This is a genomic window from Leptolyngbya boryana PCC 6306 (assembly GCF_000353285.1).
GTDB lineage: Bacteria > Cyanobacteriota > Cyanobacteriia > Leptolyngbyales > Leptolyngbyaceae > Leptolyngbya > Leptolyngbya boryana.
Map to the genome: position 1 here is coordinate 2,080,240 of NZ_KB731324.1, position 16,267 is coordinate 2,096,506.

General features: G+C 48.0%; 16 protein-coding genes. 9 read left to right on the forward strand and 7 right to left on the reverse strand.

Annotation, left to right across the window (positions count from 1 at the left end; genetic code table 11):
* The 4 genes from LEPBO_RS0110525 to ftsH all read left to right on the forward strand — a co-directional run bounded on the left by LEPBO_RS0110525 (position 1) and on the right by ftsH (position 4,051).
* A complete protein-coding gene (locus LEPBO_RS0110525; protein WP_017287525.1) occupies positions 1-567 on the forward strand; it encodes a Uma2 family endonuclease in 567 nt (188 codons plus the stop codon).
* A 125-nt stretch (positions 568-692) separates the two neighbouring features.
* Positions 693-1,424, forward strand: a complete 732-nt coding sequence (gene rph, locus LEPBO_RS0110530; protein WP_017287526.1) for a ribonuclease PH — start codon at positions 693-695, stop codon at positions 1,422-1,424.
* Positions 1,425-1,591: 167 nt separating this feature from the next.
* Positions 1,592-2,059: an ATP-binding protein gene (locus LEPBO_RS36730; protein WP_017287527.1), complete on the forward strand. Its 468-nt coding sequence runs from the start codon at positions 1,592-1,594 to the stop codon at positions 2,057-2,059.
* Between the two features lie 87 nt (positions 2,060-2,146).
* Positions 2,147-4,051, forward strand: coding sequence for an ATP-dependent zinc metalloprotease FtsH (gene ftsH / locus LEPBO_RS0110540; RefSeq protein WP_017287528.1), 1,905 nt, complete (start codon positions 2,147-2,149; stop codon positions 4,049-4,051).
* Between the two features lie 128 nt (positions 4,052-4,179).
* Here ftsH and LEPBO_RS0110545 read toward each other — a convergent pair whose 3' ends face one another.
* Positions 4,180-4,974 (reverse strand): LmeA family phospholipid-binding protein, encoded by a 795-nt coding sequence (locus LEPBO_RS0110545; protein WP_017287529.1) that lies wholly within the window; start codon positions 4,972-4,974, stop codon positions 4,180-4,182.
* 380 nt (positions 4,975-5,354) lie between these two features.
* Here LEPBO_RS0110545 and LEPBO_RS36735 point away from each other — a divergent pair, with 380 nt between their 5' ends.
* The 3 genes from LEPBO_RS36735 (at position 5,355) to LEPBO_RS36740 (ending at position 8,137) form a co-directional block, all read left to right on the forward strand.
* On the forward strand, positions 5,355-6,716 hold the full coding sequence (locus LEPBO_RS36735; RefSeq protein WP_017287530.1) for a tetratricopeptide repeat protein: 1,362 nt from the start codon (positions 5,355-5,357) through the stop codon (positions 6,714-6,716).
* A 79-nt stretch (positions 6,717-6,795) separates the two neighbouring features.
* Positions 6,796-7,089: a hypothetical protein gene (locus tag LEPBO_RS0110555; protein ID WP_017287531.1), complete on the forward strand. Its 294-nt coding sequence runs from the start codon at positions 6,796-6,798 to the stop codon at positions 7,087-7,089.
* 139 nt (positions 7,090-7,228) lie between these two features.
* Positions 7,229-8,137 carry a peptidoglycan recognition protein family protein gene (locus LEPBO_RS36740; protein WP_017287532.1) on the forward strand — a complete coding sequence of 303 codons (909 nt, stop codon included), beginning with the start codon at positions 7,229-7,231 and terminating at the stop codon, positions 8,135-8,137.
* 53 nt (positions 8,138-8,190) lie between these two features.
* Here LEPBO_RS36740 and LEPBO_RS0110565 read toward each other — a convergent pair whose 3' ends face one another.
* The 5 genes from LEPBO_RS0110565 to thyX form a co-directional block, all read right to left on the reverse strand.
* Positions 8,191-10,944 carry a CARDB domain-containing protein gene (locus LEPBO_RS0110565; protein WP_017287533.1) on the reverse strand — a complete coding sequence of 918 codons (2,754 nt, stop codon included), beginning with the start codon at positions 10,942-10,944 and terminating at the stop codon, positions 8,191-8,193.
* Between the two features lie 251 nt (positions 10,945-11,195).
* Complete coding sequence (gene cobO / locus LEPBO_RS0110570) at positions 11,196-11,807, reverse strand: cob(I)yrinic acid a,c-diamide adenosyltransferase (protein ID WP_017287534.1); 612 nt, start codon at positions 11,805-11,807, stop codon at positions 11,196-11,198.
* Between the two features lie 75 nt (positions 11,808-11,882).
* Positions 11,883-12,563 (reverse strand): ExbD/TolR family protein, encoded by a 681-nt coding sequence (locus LEPBO_RS36745; RefSeq protein ID WP_017287535.1) that lies wholly within the window; start codon positions 12,561-12,563, stop codon positions 11,883-11,885.
* Positions 12,564-12,581: 18 nt separating this feature from the next.
* The gene (locus LEPBO_RS0110580) at positions 12,582-13,238 is read right to left on the reverse strand and encodes a MotA/TolQ/ExbB proton channel family protein (RefSeq protein WP_017287536.1); all 657 of its coding nucleotides are present in this window, start codon (positions 13,236-13,238) and stop codon (positions 12,582-12,584) included.
* 162 nt (positions 13,239-13,400) lie between these two features.
* Entirely contained in the window at positions 13,401-14,156 is a 756-nt protein-coding gene (thyX, locus tag LEPBO_RS0110585; protein WP_017287537.1) for an FAD-dependent thymidylate synthase, read from the reverse strand.
* Between the two features lie 234 nt (positions 14,157-14,390).
* Between thyX and LEPBO_RS0110590 the strand changes: the two genes are divergently transcribed.
* Together LEPBO_RS0110590 and LEPBO_RS0110595 are read left to right on the forward strand one after the other, a co-directional pair.
* Positions 14,391-15,278 carry a tetratricopeptide repeat protein gene (locus tag LEPBO_RS0110590; protein WP_017287538.1) on the forward strand — a complete coding sequence of 296 codons (888 nt, stop codon included), beginning with the start codon at positions 14,391-14,393 and terminating at the stop codon, positions 15,276-15,278.
* Positions 15,279-15,415: 137 nt separating this feature from the next.
* The gene (locus LEPBO_RS0110595) at positions 15,416-15,997 is read left to right on the forward strand and encodes a YdcF family protein (RefSeq protein WP_239741311.1); all 582 of its coding nucleotides are present in this window, start codon (positions 15,416-15,418) and stop codon (positions 15,995-15,997) included.
* Here the strand turns inward: LEPBO_RS0110595 and LEPBO_RS0110600 are convergent.
* Positions 15,954-16,247 (reverse strand): DUF2288 domain-containing protein, encoded by a 294-nt coding sequence (locus LEPBO_RS0110600; protein WP_017287540.1) that lies wholly within the window; start codon positions 16,245-16,247, stop codon positions 15,954-15,956. The two genes, LEPBO_RS0110595 and LEPBO_RS0110600, sit on opposite strands and share 44 nt — an antisense overlap.
* Positions 16,248-16,267 lie beyond the last annotated feature (20 nt).

Genomic DNA, 16,267 nt, shown 5'->3' on the forward strand with positions numbered 1-16,267 from the left:
ATGAGTCAGACGACAAACAATTTTCGTTGGACGATTCGCGATATTGAAGCTTTGCCTGACAACGAGTGGATTCGCTATGAAATCATTGATGGAGAATTGTTTGTGACGAGATCTCCTCACCATAAACACCAGCAAGTAACCGGACGCATTTTTGCTGTTCTCGATCAATGGTCAGTTGAAACTGGACTTGGACAAGCTTCAATCATGCCAGGGCTGATCTTTTCAGATTCCGACAATGTTTCTCCAGATGTCACCTGGACAAGTCAGCAACGATATACTCAAATCGTTGACGACGCTGGGCATTACCAAGGCGCACCAGAGTTAGTTGTCGAAGTCTTATCTCCTGGGAGAGTGAATGAAGATCGCGATCGCTCTGCCAAACTCAAGCTTTATTCGACTCAAGGCGTTCTGGAATATTGGATTGTCGATCGCATCTCTCAACGCTTAGAAATCTATCGCCGCAACAATGCCCAACTCACTTTGGTTGCCACATTAGTTGTGGGTGATCAACTCACATCCCCTCTCCTGCCTGAGTTTCACTGCGATATTGCCCGTTTTTTTCTATAAAGTCTGTGGTATCAGATGTTGCGTTGAAATTTGACACCTAGCAATTCCAAATCTGAAAACAATCCGGGAAATCCAACAAATCCCGCCCCAGACGGTATGCTAAATCACAGATTTGAGGAATTTTCATGTCCTGGCAGCGTCCAGATGGTCGGCAATCCGATCAACTCCGTCCCACCCGATTCGATCGCCGATTCACCAAATTTTCGGCAGGCTCCGTTCTCACCCACTGTGGCGACACCCAAGTTCTCTGCACCGTCAGCATCAAACCTAAAGTCCCCCGCTTCCTCGAAGGCAAAGGACAAGGCTGGCTCACCGCAGAATATCGCATGTTACCTGGAGCCACCCCCGATCGCCAAGATCGCGAATTTCTCAAACTCTCTGGTCGCACCCAAGAAATTCAACGCCTGATCGGACGCAGTTTGCGCTCGGTTCTCGACATGCAAGCCTTAGGAGAACGCACCCTGACGATCGATGCCGATGTCCTACAAGCCGATGCTGGAACTCGCACTGCTTCTATTACAGGCGCATTTGTCGCACTGCATGACGCAATTGCCACATTAATCCAATGCGGAGAACTCGACCAGTCTCCCATTCGCCATCAAGTCGCAGCCGTTTCCGTCGGCTTACTCGAAGGCGAAGCCTTTCTTGACCTCAACTATCCGGAGGACGTAAGCGCAGATGTGGATTGTAATGTGGTGATGAATGATGCGCTGGAAATCATCGAAATTCAAGGAACCGCAGAGCAAGGCAGTTTCACCCGACAACAATTGGATCAGATTGTTAACCTTGCCGAGAAGGGGATCAAAGAACTGCTACAATTGCAGCGCGAAGCACTTGAATTCAATAAGATTTGTTGATAAAGCTCTATAGACATCGCCTGTTCTATGTATCAAAAAGTGTGCAATCTCACTGGCTCATTCGTAGAAAATCCAACGAATTGACAGAGAAAAGACACGTATCATAGTTAAAGTTAGGAACTGAACATTACACACCCAGACGCGCGATCGAGTGGACGAATCGGAGCATGTTTCAGCAAGATCATCTGTCGGTTAGTAGTAACCTTACAGTGTTGAACCACGTCCAGAAATGGTTCGAGAGATTCTGGTTTCAACACGATCCTCACTTTCCACGACGGGAAAATCAGCTTCACCGTCTCAATCTCGCTCTTGCAGAAGGCTTTACCAACGCCGTTCGGCACGCTCATTCCGGTTTATCCAACGAAACCCAAATTGATATTCAGGTTGCGCTGCATGACGATCGCATGGAGATTGAAATCTGGGACTGGGGACAACCTTTTGATCCCAATAATATCCGTGAACCCCAGCCTGGAACTCTTCAAGAAGGAGGATACGGCTGGTTTTTATTACGCCGACTCGCCGATGAAGTCAGCTACAATCGCCAAGGTCAGCGCAACTGCCTAAAAATTGTCAAATATACACCCGAAACCCGTCCTTCAGAAACTCGAGCCGCGCAAGTGTCCAAACTCTATTGAGAAGGCTAGACTAGGGACAGATTATTGTTACCGTCCCTTTACGGGCGATCTGCCCCTTTCGCGTTCCACCAGGCATAAGGCAATCCCATGATCAAAGGTTCTCGTCAATTCGCGCTCTCACTCCGTCTGACAAAAGCCAAATCGAAAGCGGCTAAATCCGCGATCGTCGGCTGGATGCTCCTGCAAAGTGTCCTGATGAGTGTCCCCGCAATGGCTCAAGCCCGCGAATCTCTCAGCTACACTGGATTGCTAAAAAAAATCGATGCCGGAGAAGTCGAGCGGGTCGAAATCGACGAAACGCAGAATGTTGCAAGAGTTCGGCTTCAAGGCAAGAAGCAGAGTGAACCCGATATCGAAGTGCAATTGCTAGAGCGAAATCCAGAACTGATCGATCGTCTCCGCAAAAACAAAGTTACGTTTGAATCGAAACCCACCACAGACAATAGTATTTTGGTGGGTTTGATTGCGAACCTGCTGCTATTTATGCTGCTCATTGCTGGGTTGCTGCTAATTTTACGACGATCGAGCAACTCACCCGGCGGTCCCGGACAAGCCATGAATTTTGGTAAGTCTCGTGCCAGGTTCCAGATGGAAGCCAAAACTGGTGTGATGTTCGATGATGTGGCGGGCATTGAAGAAGCCAAAGAAGAACTTCAAGAAGTCGTGACATTTCTGAAGAAGCCAGAACGCTTTACCGCAGTAGGCGCACGAATTCCCAAAGGCGTTCTCCTAGTGGGATCACCTGGAACTGGCAAAACCTTACTGGCAAAAGCGATCGCAGGAGAAGCCGGAGTGCCATTCTTCTCGATCTCGGGTTCAGAATTCGTCGAAATGTTTGTCGGTGTCGGCGCTTCCCGGGTTCGTGACCTGTTCAAAAAAGCAAAAGAGAATGCTCCTTGCATCGTCTTTATCGATGAAATTGATGCAGTTGGACGACAACGCGGAGCTGGAATTGGCGGCGGCAATGATGAGCGCGAGCAAACCTTGAATCAGTTGCTGACTGAAATGGACGGGTTTGAAGGCAACGCAGGTATCATTATTATTGCGGCAACAAACCGTCCAGATGTTTTGGATTCTGCATTACTTCGTCCGGGACGATTCGATCGACAAATTAGCGTCGATTTACCTGATCGTAAAGGTCGCCTGAAAATTCTTGAAGTTCACGCCCGCAATAAGAAATTAGCCGACGAAGTGGATCTCGAAAAAATTGCTCGGCAAACGCCTGGATTCTCCGGCGCAGAATTGGCGAACCTGTTGAATGAGGCTGCGATTCTCACGGCACGTCGGCGCAAAGACGCGGTGACGATGCTAGAGATTGACGACGCGATCGACCGAGTGTCGATTGGGCTGTCCAAAAATCCCTTACTCGACTCGAACCGCAAGCGCATGACGGCATATCACGAAATCGGTCATGCCCTGCTGACCACGATTTTAGAGAATGCTGACCCCTTGAACAAAGTCACGATCATTCCACGCGCAGGCGGAATTGAAGGGTTCTCTCAAACTATTCCAAACGAAGAAACGATCGATAGTGGGCTTTACACCCGTGCCTGGATGCTCGATCGCATTAAGGTAATCTTAGGCGGTCGCGCCGTTGAAGCAGAAGTATATGGCGAAGATGCGATCGATACGGGAGCCGCAAGCGATATCGGCAAAGTCACACAAATTGCCCGCCAAATGGTGACAATTTTCGGAATGTCTGATCTCGGTTCAGTTGCCTTTGAAAGCATGGGCGATGAAGTGTTCTTAGGACGGAATTTGATGCCTCGATCAGAATACTCCGAAGAATTGGCAAGCCAAATTGATACCAAAGTCCGTGAAATCGCGAAGTTCTGCTATGCGGAAGCGCGGCGCTTAGTGAGTGAAAATCGTCCTTTAGTCGATCGCTTAGTCGATGTCTTGTTAGAGCAAGAAACGATCGAAGGCGACCAATTCCGCAAGATTGTTGAAGAATACCGCCAATCTATCCCCACCGCGAACGTCAGCAGTTAGGAAAAATAGATACACCGATTAAAGGCGGATGATCCTCGGATCATCCGCCTTTATTGCAGTTCGCGTTTACATACAAATTTAACCCGTCAGGCTTGAGGCGAAATGAATCAATCGCCTACTCGAAAAACTTACCCCTGCCGTGGAAAATGCGTCACTTCCGCATATCCACTAAAAATCAGCTTATCGCCCTCCGTATCGAGTCGATTCAACCGCATCGTTACCCCATCCAAATTAAATCGATCGAGATCCACCATATTGTTCAAAATCTGAGCAAACGCATTCGTCAACAACTCTGAAACTCCACGCTGGGCTTCAGGAATTCCCTCTGCCGAAAATTGCGGATTTTGAAACAAAATGCGACGACGACGTTCGATTCCAATCGTCGCTGTCAAAGAAATTGGCACAATACCATTCGGCAAACTCGCCTTTGCTAAAATCCGAATCTGATTCTCCGGCAATAATTTCAGCTCAACATCAGAAAAAGCAACAGGTTCCCCACCCGATAAATCCATCAGAGAAGACTCTGTAATATTTTCCATCCGGGGTTTCACCAATTCGGATTGAAATGCTTTGTTGATTCCAGCTTCAGTCAATATTACCTTCGCCACAGCCTGCGCTGCCTGCTTCAACCGAATTTTCCCAGACAATACCGAGCCAAAATCGATCGAAACTGCATCTGTTTCAAACCACATCTCCTCGACCCAAAATTCGCGACGGATCAAAAGCCCGCGACCGCTCATTTTGAAGCTGTCAATGCTCCCTTGCAGCAACTTACTCGATGGAAAACATTTGAGCGAGACATCCACATTCTCGCTCTCTGTAAATAGATGACGAATGGACTGACTCAGCACTGAATTGAGCATCTGCTCTCCAAAATCGGTTTGATTGGAAGGGGGCTTAAAGCCAGTAAATCCGCCAAACATAAGCACTTTTTATTTCTTCCTTTACCCATTATGTAACACAATATTAAGACTAGCAATCAAGAGTCATTGGGAGACATGATGAAACCCTTCAATGATCCAAATCAATCGTTAGTCAGGAATTCGTGTTCCCCTCGCCTGCATGAAAACTCTGTGAACTTAATTGACGCTACCCGGATATCTAAGCGAAATTACGGAAGTAGGTGATACATTACGTGTCACCTCGTCGAGAATTCGAGCAACAAATCAGCGATCACGCTTAGGTTTGTCTGAATCTTGCAGGGTTCGGTTGAATCTCCCCACAATTGGGTTGCATCACCTTCAACGTAATCAAACGACAACGAACTCACTGAACCGGGAATGCAGTGAAATCTGGAGGTGCTATGACAAGTATTAGCTGTGATACAACATTCAATCCGTCTCAAGGTTGGTTGGGACGTGCGATCGCGCTGAGCCAAAACGGCTGGCACGAAGCCGCGATCGCCTGCCTGGATCAGGCGAATTCAAACGATCCTGATACTCTACACTATCGCGGCTATATTCTGGGCAAATTGAAGCGCTACGAAGCTGCCATTACGAATTACGAGACTGCCCTGCAACTCAATCCAGCTGATCCGAAAGTCTGGTACAACTGCGGACGAGCACTGGCAAAACTGAAGCACTACGATCGAGCGATTGCTTATTATGATCGAGCGATTGAGCTTGATCCGACCCACCTCAAGTCCTGGTATCAAAAAGGCAAAGCCTTAGCGTATTTAGGTCGGTATGCAGAAGCACTCCGCAGCTTAGAGAAAACGGTCAATCTCCAGCCCGATTACTACAAGGCATGGGGCTACCAGGCGCAGATTCTCGGCAAATTGGGCAATTACGAAGATGCAATCAACCGCGTCGATCAAGCCATCAAATTCGAGCCGAACGATGTGCAGTTATGGAATTTCCGCGCCTATGGATTGTGGAAACTCGATCTTTACCCTCAAGCGCTCACCAGCATCAATACAGCGATCGCGTTGACTCCAGACCGTTTCCAGCCTTGGTGTATGCGGGGCATGATTCTTGGCTCAATGGGCGAATTCAAGCAAGCTCGATCGAGCTTTGACGCAGCCCTTCAGATTCAGCCGGGTGAAATGTCAGCTTTATTCAATCAAGCGATCGTGCTGCGCAAATTGGGACAATTGACAACCGCACTCAGCTTTATCGAGCAGGCGTTATCGATCGATCCGCAAAACTTCAAACTCTGGGTGCTCCGCGCTTTGATTTTCTGGGAACTCAAGCAACCCGAAGAAGCCATTCAAAGCCTCGACCATGCTTTGATGCTGCATCTGAATCATCCTAAGGTGTGGCAATATCGCGGCACGATTCTCGATAGCATTCACCGGCATGATGAAGCGATCGGCAGTTACATTCGCGCCCTGATGATCGAGCCTTACGATTCTCAAGGCTGGATCTCACTTGGCTCAGCCCTACAAAGTGCTGGACGATACGAAGAAGCCATCGCCAGCTATGACAAAGCGCTCGGCATTGAACCCGATGATGCAGAAGCTTTTTACCACGAAGCGTGCTGCTATGCGATGCAAAACAATTCAGAATGGGCACTAGAGCACTTAAGACGGGCGATTGCGCTCGCTCCAGGCTATCGAGAAATTGCCGCCAACGATCGCGTCTTTGCGAGACTGCAGAAAGATTTGAGATTTCAAGCCTTGCTGCAATCGCGTTCTACCACAAGCGTGATGACAGGCTCTTGCTGATCCACGTTTAATCAAGTTAAAGATTGAGCATTGATTCAGAATGAAAAGGCTGCTCGTAATCCTTAGCAGCATTGCGCTAATGCTGCTTACCCTTCAAACTTTTTTCCCCGCTCAGGCACAAGTTGGACTCGTCGAATCACGACTTGCCCGAGTTGAATCAGAATTAGCGGGCATTCGCTCGCAATTAAGCCAACTCTCTGCTCTTCGTGCGAGTCCAGGAGTTTCAGTGCCTGCTCCGAGAAACGCCCTGCCCCCGCAACGCCCAACGAAGTTTACAGATGCTCAGTTTGATCGGCTTGCCACCTTGGTGATTGAATCGCGCGATCGCATCGAAGCACTCGAAGCAAAAGTCGCCCAACTCGAAGGTCGCTAATTTTTCTCCGCAAGTGCAAGACGGCAAGGTATATTAAATTGCGCTTACCACAATAGACTTTTCTCTGGAACTAAATTCAGAAAAACTCTATCTTGTTCAACAGCACGCAGTATTTCTTACATACAGTAATTTTTTAGGCATGAAGAGGTTCTTTCAAGCATTTGCGATCGCGATTATTGGACTATCCGGTTTCTTAATTGCGATGCAAGCCGGTCAAGCATCCTGGCTAGACGGCATTCAAATCCGGAATTCGCCATTGCAATTGATCGCACAGCGTCAACCCATTGCCGATACAACTGACCTCTTATCCAGTGCTTGCGCAGTTAAACCAAACCCGAACAAAAATAAACTGAGAAATCTGCCTGCAATTCGAGGCACAGTCCCTTTGACTCGTTTCCGACAAGAGTCTCCAGACGCTGATTCTACTTATCGTCCCAGAGAAGAAGTTGCACTCGCCCATCCTTCTAACTTTGGACGACGATTCACCCAAGATTTATTCGGTCGCCCTGTAGACAATGAACCGATCGTGGTTCTGCACGAAACAGTGGGTTCAGGCAGTTCTGCGATTAATTATTTTCAAACCCCGCATCCGAGAGATGATGACCAAGTCAGCTATCACGCCCTGATTCGGGAAAATGGCAATGTTGTCTATTTAGTTCCGCCTGAGCGACGCGCTTTTGGGGCTGGCAACTCGATTTTCAACGGTACAAAAGGCGATGAAGCGGTTAAAACAAATCCGGTATTTCCCCCTTCAGTCAATAACTTCGCCTATCACATTTCGTTAGTCACACCACCTGATGGTCGGGGAAATGGATCACGCCATAGCGGATATACGCGTGCTCAGTATCAATCATTGGCATGGCTAGTTGCAAAAACAGGGGTTCCGAATAACCGGATTACGACGCATCGATTGGTGGATCGATCGCGCCAACGTCTCGACCCGCGCAGCTTTGACACTAAGTTATTTGCTCAACTCTTAGAGTCGTTCCCCAAAACAAACGATATTTCGATGCAATGTACGATCCCAGCGATCGCCCAAGAAGAATAAAAAAACAGGAATGCCTTTGCAGCATTCCTGTCTTAACTCAGTTCTTGCGCAGACTAGGAGAGCGTGAACTTGAGGTAGTTCTTACCTAGGGTGTCTTCCGCCGTTTCAGGGTTGAGTTTGTTGTCGAGGGGATCGTCTAATGGAACGCTGTTGTTCAGCGGATCAATCCAAGACGCAAGGTAGAAGGTCGTCGATCCATCAGTCCATCCACTCCAGTCTGCGGACGGCAGTTTCAGGTCAACCATAAAGGTGAAGGTATTCGAGACTCCACCCGCACCATTCTTGCCACCCAAAGCAGGCACTGGAACCGGATTATTCGGATCGAGAGGACGGCTCACTATGTAGGAGGAGAACAGATCTGAATCCTCCACCACCATTGCAGTGCGATCGCCACCCTCTGCACCCTGTTGAGTAATTACAGTATCAGTTGACAAGAGAAACTGGATTGGGATACCGACACCGTTGGGGGATGATCGGTTGCCCTGATTTTGGAGCGTGAATTCCACTGTCACAATTCCATCGGGTGCGAAGGTCGATGGATTTGAGATCAGAGTCATTTGTGAACCGACGATAGCAATTGTGTCTGTGTCAAGAATCTCAAGTGTCACTCGATCGGTTCCCAAAGCACCATTGAAGTTATTCCTTTCATTAGTCTCAGTCAGACGATTGTTTGGATCGACGACTAAACCGATCGTATATTCACCGTCCACAAACCAGAAAGAAGAGTCAGTATTCGGCAGCAGCAGTTGAATATTCTGAAATTCTCGTTCTTCGCCTGGGTCTAACGGAGTTGCGATCTTGAGAATTGTCTTATCTGGAGCCGTTGAACCCAAAAATTCCAAACGAGTATCCGTTGTGCCCGTATCCAGATCAATCACACCATCACGCGAGATGACAAAGCCCACTTCAATGTCGCTGATTGCCATTGAACTATTGTTCTTCACCTTGAACGTTGCGGTAATCACGTTCGGCGTTTGGTTTTGTCCAGACGGATTGAGATTCACCGTGCTAACCGTTGTCGTCAAGCCTGCGGTCGCAATATCAGTAGACTCGGGTTGCCCAAACACTCTCAATTCGTAATTGGTTGGTGTACCTGTGGTCGTGAACACGCGAACCGCATAGGAACCAAGCTCAAGCGCCATGTCCTTGCTATAGGTCAGTGCAGATCCTAAGGTGCCGTCTGACAGAATCGGGAAGAGTGCAAACTGTACGGACGGACTGTTGAACAACTCCAATCGAATATTCGATTTCACAGGGGTTGTGAATTTGAAGTAGTCATCAAAGCCCGATCGCACATCATTTTTGTACGTACCGCGCCCTTCAAGCGTTCCCATATCAAAGGCAAGCGCACTGGCAAATCCACCGGCTGAAGTGCGATCGCTAATGTCGAATGGTTCCGAGGAGACATTGCGCTCCATAATTCCGCGCACTTTCCAACCCGCACCAATTCCACTATAGGATTGGATGTCAATGATAGTGGTTCCATCCATCAGCAGCACTTCGACAAGTCCTTGCTGCTCATTGCGATAAAGAATGTCTGCTTTGCCATCATTGTTAAAATCGCCCACGCCTGCGATTGTCCAGTCTGCACCTTTGTTGAAGGCAGCGCCATTTAAGGTAATTCCTGCTTGCTTGGTAAACCCAGTCCCTTGTGAGTTAAACAACCAGATGCCCATCTCGCCGGTTCTACGATTGCGCCAGAGCAGATCTGCATTGCCTCCATTGGCAGTTCCATCAAAATTGCCAATCGATTCAATTTGCCATTCCTGGCTGATCGCACCGGTCAGCCAAGAATTTTTGATGGTGACACCATCCATTTGCCAGAACGCGATCGCGCCACTGTTCGTGTCGCGCAGTAGAATATCGTCCTGCAGATCTCCGTTGAAATCCCCATAGAACTGAGGAATCCAAGTCGGGCCTGTGTTAACGATCGTGCCTTCTTCAATCACAGTTCCATTCAGCTTCCAGAACGCAATCTGCCCTCCCACTGAATTGCGCAGAACAAAGTCAGCTTTGGTGTCCGCATCCAGATAAGCAGGTGCAAGAGGCTGCCAACTTGCACCCACATTAATCGTACTCGAGCTGATTAATGCCCCAGCTTTGAGCGTCCATAGCCCAATCAGTCCAGCTTGAGGATTATGCCAAACCAAATCCGCATTGAGGTCACCATCTAGATCTTTTACAGCAACAATTTTCCAATCTAGGGGAATCGGCGCACCAAAAGAGATTCCCGTCGAAACGCGTTGCCCATCCTTAAACAACCAGTACGCAACATCACCAGATTTCATGTTGCGCCAAAGCAAATCATCTTCTCCATCTCCATCCAAGTCTTCAACGCCTTGGATTTCCCATTCTGCTGGAAGCTGACTGTAAAGCTCTGTGCCAGCAATATTGATGCCGTTCATACGCCAAATTGCGGCTTGGGCAGCAGCAGAATTGCGCCACCAGATGTTACTGAGGTCTGCTTCAGCTTTGGCAAGAACATTCAGGGTGTAGGTCGCGTTGCTCGTTCCTTCAGCCAAGGTGACTTCGATCGTATAAAGATCAGGCGCAAGGAGATTTTGCTGGGAACCCAGCAGAATCGATTCGGACAGCTTACCAGTGTTTTCAGAAGATGCAAGAACCGTGCTGTTTCGGAGCACTTTGAGATTGACATCATCAGACAGGTTCGTTAGGGAGAGGCGAGCCGAACTGCTGCTAAAAGAACGTAGATCAATCTGAAAGGTATCTGTTCTGTTGCCAGGGCTGAGAGAACCGTCCAGTGCCGAAGGAATCAGAGGATTTTGAATCAGTTGTGGAGAAGACATAGTGGGTTGGTTTTAGGCTGAATTGTTACTGACTTCTGCTATAGTGTTCCCTGGTTTGGGAAAGGCAGAAGCTTTTGATATGGACGCGATCAACTCAGCCGAACTCAACAGAGCAAAACAATTGCTTAGAAGAATTTATACATATAGAACCGGAATAGCTACAGAATAAATACTGACGGATTTTCATAAAAAATCGCATCGCAGTCTTTCAACCAATCTGCGGTGCGAGTCTAAGTGCAGTAAATTGCAATTTAGAATTCGATGCCGGGCTGTGCTTTAATCCCTTGTTCTCGGAAGGGATGTTTTACGAGAGTCATTTCAGTGACGAGATCCGCTCGATCGAGCAACGCATTTGGAGCACCTCGTCCGGTCAAAATGACATGGGAATCTTCTGGCTTTTGATCTAATCCTGCGAGGACAGTTTCAACTTCTAGATAGCCAAGCTTGAGAGCAATATTCACTTCATCAAGTAGAACTAAGCGAAACTCAGGGTTTTGGATAAATGAACGTGCTTTTTCCCAAGCGGCTGTCGCGTGGAGAATATCACGATCGCGATCTTGAGTTTCCCAAGTAAACCCTTCTCCCATTGCGTGAAATTCGATTTGATCGCCCCAAGGTGCAAAGGCTGCTTTTTCAGCAGGTTCCCAGGCTCCTTTGATGAATTGTATGATCGCGACTTTATAGCCATGCCCCAGCGATCGTAAAACCATGCCCAAAGCCGCTGTTGTTTTACCTTTGCCGTTGCCTGTGTTGACGATAATCAGTCCTTTTTCACGCGTGCGATCTGCTATGCGCTGGTCTTGAACTTCCTTGCGGCGCTGCATCTTGAGGCGATGCTGTTCGGCGTTGAGCGTATCAGACATATCTAAGCCAGAATGACGAGAAGCTGATTTTAGCGCAGTGCTGAAGCACAAGCCAAGATTCTCACTCAGGATTGATTAGGGCGTTTGAGGCGCGACAGTCCCTGGAGCAGTTTGAGGAGCAGTACTATTTGGGGATAAGGAACTTCCGGGAACGGTCGGCTGAGGAATCGTATTTCCGGGTGCAGGTTGTACAGGTGCTCCAGGAGTCAGCGTCGGATTTGTACCGGGAGAGGTAGGAAGAGAATCTGTTGGATTTGGAATCAGTTGGGGAGCAGGGGTCAGTTGGGGAGAAGAACCCGGGAAAGGAGATTGACCCGGTTGCGGCTGTTGTCCAGGCTGATTGTTAGGTGCAGTGGAGAGGGCAACACGATCAGCAGCGACTGAGCGCATCACATCTAAGACTTGAATCACATCGTTATAAAAAGCCGTTTGAGAGGCTTCGAGAACCAGTAGACCTTCGGGCTGTTGTTGGTGATAAGACTGCACGAGTTGAAAGAGTTGAGTGCGATCGATGAGTTGTCTCTGCCCTTGATTCGACAGATAGGTTTGACCATTAGAATCGATGCCAATGATCAACATTTCACTCATCAAAACACTGCTCGTCTCAGCTTTCGGAAGTTCTAATCCGATGCCTTGCTGACGAGTTAATTGCAATGCAGCAAGGATAAAGAACGTCAAAATACAAAAGATCACGTCGATCAGCGGAATGATCTGGATCTGAGCTTCATCGGCGGGAGAGTCAAGATTGATTTTCATAACGCTGACAAGAAGGGTCTATAAATCGTTGGGAGGCAAAGCTTGATCGTGAGTAATCTGCCATTTCTGACGGTACAGCAATTCTAAATCGTTGCCTGTCCGGCGGAAAATCTTTGCTTGGTTGAAAATAAGACCCTGAAAAATGCGATAGAACGCAAGGCTAAAAATTGCGACAACTAGCCCGGTTGCAGTACTGATGAGCGCTTCACCAATCCCAGTTGTTACGCCAGCCGTTGAAGCGGTTCCAATATCACCAATCCGGATCGATCGCAGTGACAAAATTAGACCGATAACTGTCCCAAGTAGACCCAGCAACGGAGAAAGCGCGATCACGGCTTCTAAAATTTTGTCGCCACGACGCATAGAGGCGATTTCTTCATCCGCAGAGGATTCTAGGGCGAGACGGAAGAGTTCAGGATCTGGATTTTTCAGCCGCATCGGGGCATATAAGAACCGTCCGATCGGTTGATCATAAGATTGACGTGCAATTTCAACTGCAGATTCCCAATCTCGCCGGGAGGTTTCGAGAATTCTTCCCGCAACTTCTTTCTCTTTATTGAGGACGTTAAACCAAAACCACGATCGCTCAATAATGGCTCCTAGGGACAAGATTGAAAGAACAAACAGCGGGAGCATCGTCACGCCGCCTTTCTGAAATAATTCGATGATGTTCATGTTCCGCCTTCCTGCACGTCCCTCTTTGATCTGAGTGATTTTAAAAAGAGTCCATAAAATCTTACTGCGCGATCGAAGCGATTTCCGTCGATTTCTCAAAGAAAAAAGAACTTCAAGCTAGAAATTCCAGCTTAGAAGTTCTTTTTCAATCCCAAAAACCCGTTAAAACGATCGATTTAATTCCTCCCAAGCTGCGATCGTTTGCGGAACGATCGGCTGGATTAACTGCTCGATCGCACTGGCATAAGTATGGATTTCTTGCTGTGCACCTTCGCCTTTGCGTAATCCAATAAAGTGCAAGACGGTTTGCAAAGAAGCTGTCCAAACCCAAGACGTATAAACGCTTGGAACCAATACACCTCTTGCCTGTTCCCGTCCGACTCCTAGCTCAAGCAGGTCTTTGTAAGCTTTGTAGCTGGCTTCGCATTGTGCCTGATAGATTGCCAACGCCTTTTCGTTATTATCTTCAGGAATTTCGCCAAAGGTCGCTTGGCGGTTGCTCTTTGACTGTTGGCGAAACGATTGCGGAATGTAGAAATCTTCAGAATCCTCGATCGCGACATAGCGAAAACTCTTTTCATTCCAGCCGACTTGCTCATCGTTATGGCTACTTGCGATCACATGCTTCCACCATTGGCGCGCAACAAACAGCGGGGCTTTGACTTTGAATTTGAACACAACGCCTCGGAAAGGAGACGTGTGATGATGCTGAATCAAGTAGCGAATCAGTTTGATATCTTTTTCATCGAGTTCGGTTGAGAGTTTGTCAAAACTCGCTCTCGCATCATTGACCACATCGAGATCGCTGCCCATATGTGACAAGAGCGCAATCCGGCTTTTGCCATCGTTGAGCGGATCAATCTCAGGAACCGTAGAAATTGAATCATTCATTTTAGGAAGGGTAATCGATTGAACCATGAAAGGATTCCTCAAACGATGGAGAATTTAGTGACGCTAGATGTAGCGTGTAATTTACCCTTACTTTCGGAAAAGTTCAAGATGTAGAGTTCAAATTTAATAATCGCGCCGATATTCCCTGAGCGCTAGCCCCTTGAAAACGAACTTCTTTCTCGATTCCAGCGTCCCAAACTCAGTAAGATCGATTAAGCTAACGGAAAGTTTCATCTCTCGTCGTTTTTCAAAGGCTTTGTTGTGCCCAAACGTGTCTCTCTCTTCTCAGCCTGCTTGATCTTAGGGTTGTGGACAGCCCAACCCGCTTTCGCTCAAGCTCTGATCCCCCATGCTCCTCAAGTTGATTTTGAAAAACTTGAACAGCAAGGTCTTGGCTTAGTTCAGGAAGCGTCGCAGTTGGCGCAGTTCAATCAGAATCAACTGGCGCTAGCACGAGCGAGATTAGCAGTTCAATTGGCTCCGAAGCGACCCGAAGCTTGGGCGGTTTTGGGTGGATTGTATTTAGAGACAAACCAAGCAGAGCAAGCGATCCCCGCTTTGAATCAGGCGGCAGCGCTTGATCCCCGCAATGCCGCGATCCCGTTTGCGTTGGGAACTGCATATTTTCAGAAGCAGCAATACGAAGAATCGATCAAGCATATTCAGGCAGGGCTGAAACTTAAGCCGAATGTGCCAGGGGCTTACTTCGATATGGGCAATGCCTATCTGATGTTGAAGAAAAATCGAGAGGCGATCGCGAGTTACGAAAAAGCGATCGCACAAGAGAAGCAGTTTTGGCCAGCGATCAACAATATTGGTTTGATTCGGTACGAAGAAGGCAAAATCGACGAGGCAATCAAGCTGTGGCGGCAATCGGTCGCGCTAGATCCCAAAACGACCACCGAGCCGCAATTAGCGATCGCAGTTGCGCTTTTCCGCAAAGGCAATCAAACCGAAGCAACGACCCTAGCTGAAGCCGCGCTGAAAACCGATGCAAGATACGGCGAGATGAAATTTCTCAAGGATAATCTTTGGGGTGAAAAGTTATTAGCAGATACGCAGAAATTCTTTGCGTTGCCTCGGATTCAAGCCGCGATCGCTCAAGCTCAGTCCGAACAAGCTGCTCAAGAACGTCCGCGCGGTCAGTAATCGCTTGAGAAAAGCCAAACTCTCTGATAGGTTAAGCTTGAGTTTTTTCAATCCGTAGGGGTGGCATCGTGCGCTTGAGAGCCGTTTCGCCGAATCAATTTCATCAGTCCGCTCGAAGACGAAAGCGCTCGTTTCCTTTGTTGCTCCTACTTACACCTTTTTTTCTGTGGATGGGAGTGCGATCGCTGAGATTACACTTTGAGAAGCCCGACGCAATTCTGGTGCTAGGTGGCTCAGAGGATCGAGAGCTTTTTAGTGCCCAATTTGCGAAATCGCATCCCGATTTACCAGTTTGGATTTCATCTGGTGCGCCTCGCGATTATGCGGAACGCGTTTTTCGCAAAGCGGGAGTTGATTTAGAGCGTTTAAATTTAGATTATCAAGCGGTCGATACGGTCACGAACTTCACGTCGGTCGTCGATCGTCTACGCCAACAAAATGTTCGCAGTGTCTATCTGATTACATCCGATTACCATATGCGACGAGCACAGGTGATTGGAGAAATCGTGTTAGGCAGCCGTGGGATCAATATTCAGCCCATCTCGATCCCGTCTACTCAGACAGAAGAACCGATGAGTAAAGCAGTTCGAGACGGGGGGCGAGCCGTGTTATGGGTTGCAACTGGAAAAACCGGAGCAGGGTTTTCGATGCCGAAGTTTGAACTTCCTACAGAGATTAAGCAGCTAGTTCCTGAACCAGAACATAAGGCTGAAGAATAAGGGCTTTGAATCGTTTCGTTTGATCGCTATCCCAAACGATTTTTTGCTCGATCGACGGCTTGTAGAGCAAGCTATCTTGAATCCATTGATTGACAGAACTCGCTTGATCATTGGCGATCGCGTAGCCAACTTCTACCAAATCGAGCGATTTCGAGACAATAATGACAGCATCGCGATCGGCGTGCGGGATCAACCATTCCCATTGAGCTTCATCGATCGCGTCTTTTAGTTCGTCTTTCAAATCTGACATCTCAAAAATGATCCGAATAA

What these genes read in the sequence shown, in the direction of transcription:
- LEPBO_RS0110525 (WP_017287525.1), top strand. Translation starts at nt 1, where the DNA reads ATGAGTCAGACGACAAACAATTTTCGTTGGACGATTCGCGATATTGAA.
- rph (WP_017287526.1), top strand. Translation starts at nt 693, where the DNA reads ATGTCCTGGCAGCGTCCAGATGGTCGGCAATCCGATCAACTCCGTCCC.
- LEPBO_RS36730 (WP_017287527.1), top strand. Translation starts at nt 1,592, where the DNA reads ATGTTTCAGCAAGATCATCTGTCGGTTAGTAGTAACCTTACAGTGTTG.
- ftsH (WP_017287528.1), top strand. Translation starts at nt 2,147, where the DNA reads ATGATCAAAGGTTCTCGTCAATTCGCGCTCTCACTCCGTCTGACAAAA.
- LEPBO_RS0110545 (WP_017287529.1), bottom strand. Translation starts at nt 4,974, where the DNA reads ATGTTTGGCGGATTTACTGGCTTTAAGCCCCCTTCCAATCAAACCGAT.
- LEPBO_RS36735 (WP_017287530.1), top strand. Translation starts at nt 5,355, where the DNA reads ATGACAAGTATTAGCTGTGATACAACATTCAATCCGTCTCAAGGTTGG.
- LEPBO_RS0110555 (WP_017287531.1), top strand. Translation starts at nt 6,796, where the DNA reads ATGCTGCTTACCCTTCAAACTTTTTTCCCCGCTCAGGCACAAGTTGGA.
- LEPBO_RS36740 (WP_017287532.1), top strand. Translation starts at nt 7,229, where the DNA reads ATGAAGAGGTTCTTTCAAGCATTTGCGATCGCGATTATTGGACTATCC.
- LEPBO_RS0110565 (WP_017287533.1), bottom strand. Translation starts at nt 10,944, where the DNA reads ATGTCTTCTCCACAACTGATTCAAAATCCTCTGATTCCTTCGGCACTG.
- cobO (WP_017287534.1), bottom strand. Translation starts at nt 11,807, where the DNA reads ATGTCTGATACGCTCAACGCCGAACAGCATCGCCTCAAGATGCAGCGC.
- LEPBO_RS36745 (WP_017287535.1), bottom strand. Translation starts at nt 12,563, where the DNA reads ATGAAAATCAATCTTGACTCTCCCGCCGATGAAGCTCAGATCCAGATC.
- LEPBO_RS0110580 (WP_017287536.1), bottom strand. Translation starts at nt 13,238, where the DNA reads ATGAACATCATCGAATTATTTCAGAAAGGCGGCGTGACGATGCTCCCG.
- thyX (WP_017287537.1), bottom strand. Translation starts at nt 14,156, where the DNA reads ATGGTTCAATCGATTACCCTTCCTAAAATGAATGATTCAATTTCTACG.
- LEPBO_RS0110600 (WP_017287540.1), bottom strand. Translation starts at nt 16,247, where the DNA reads ATGTCAGATTTGAAAGACGAACTAAAAGACGCGATCGATGAAGCTCAA.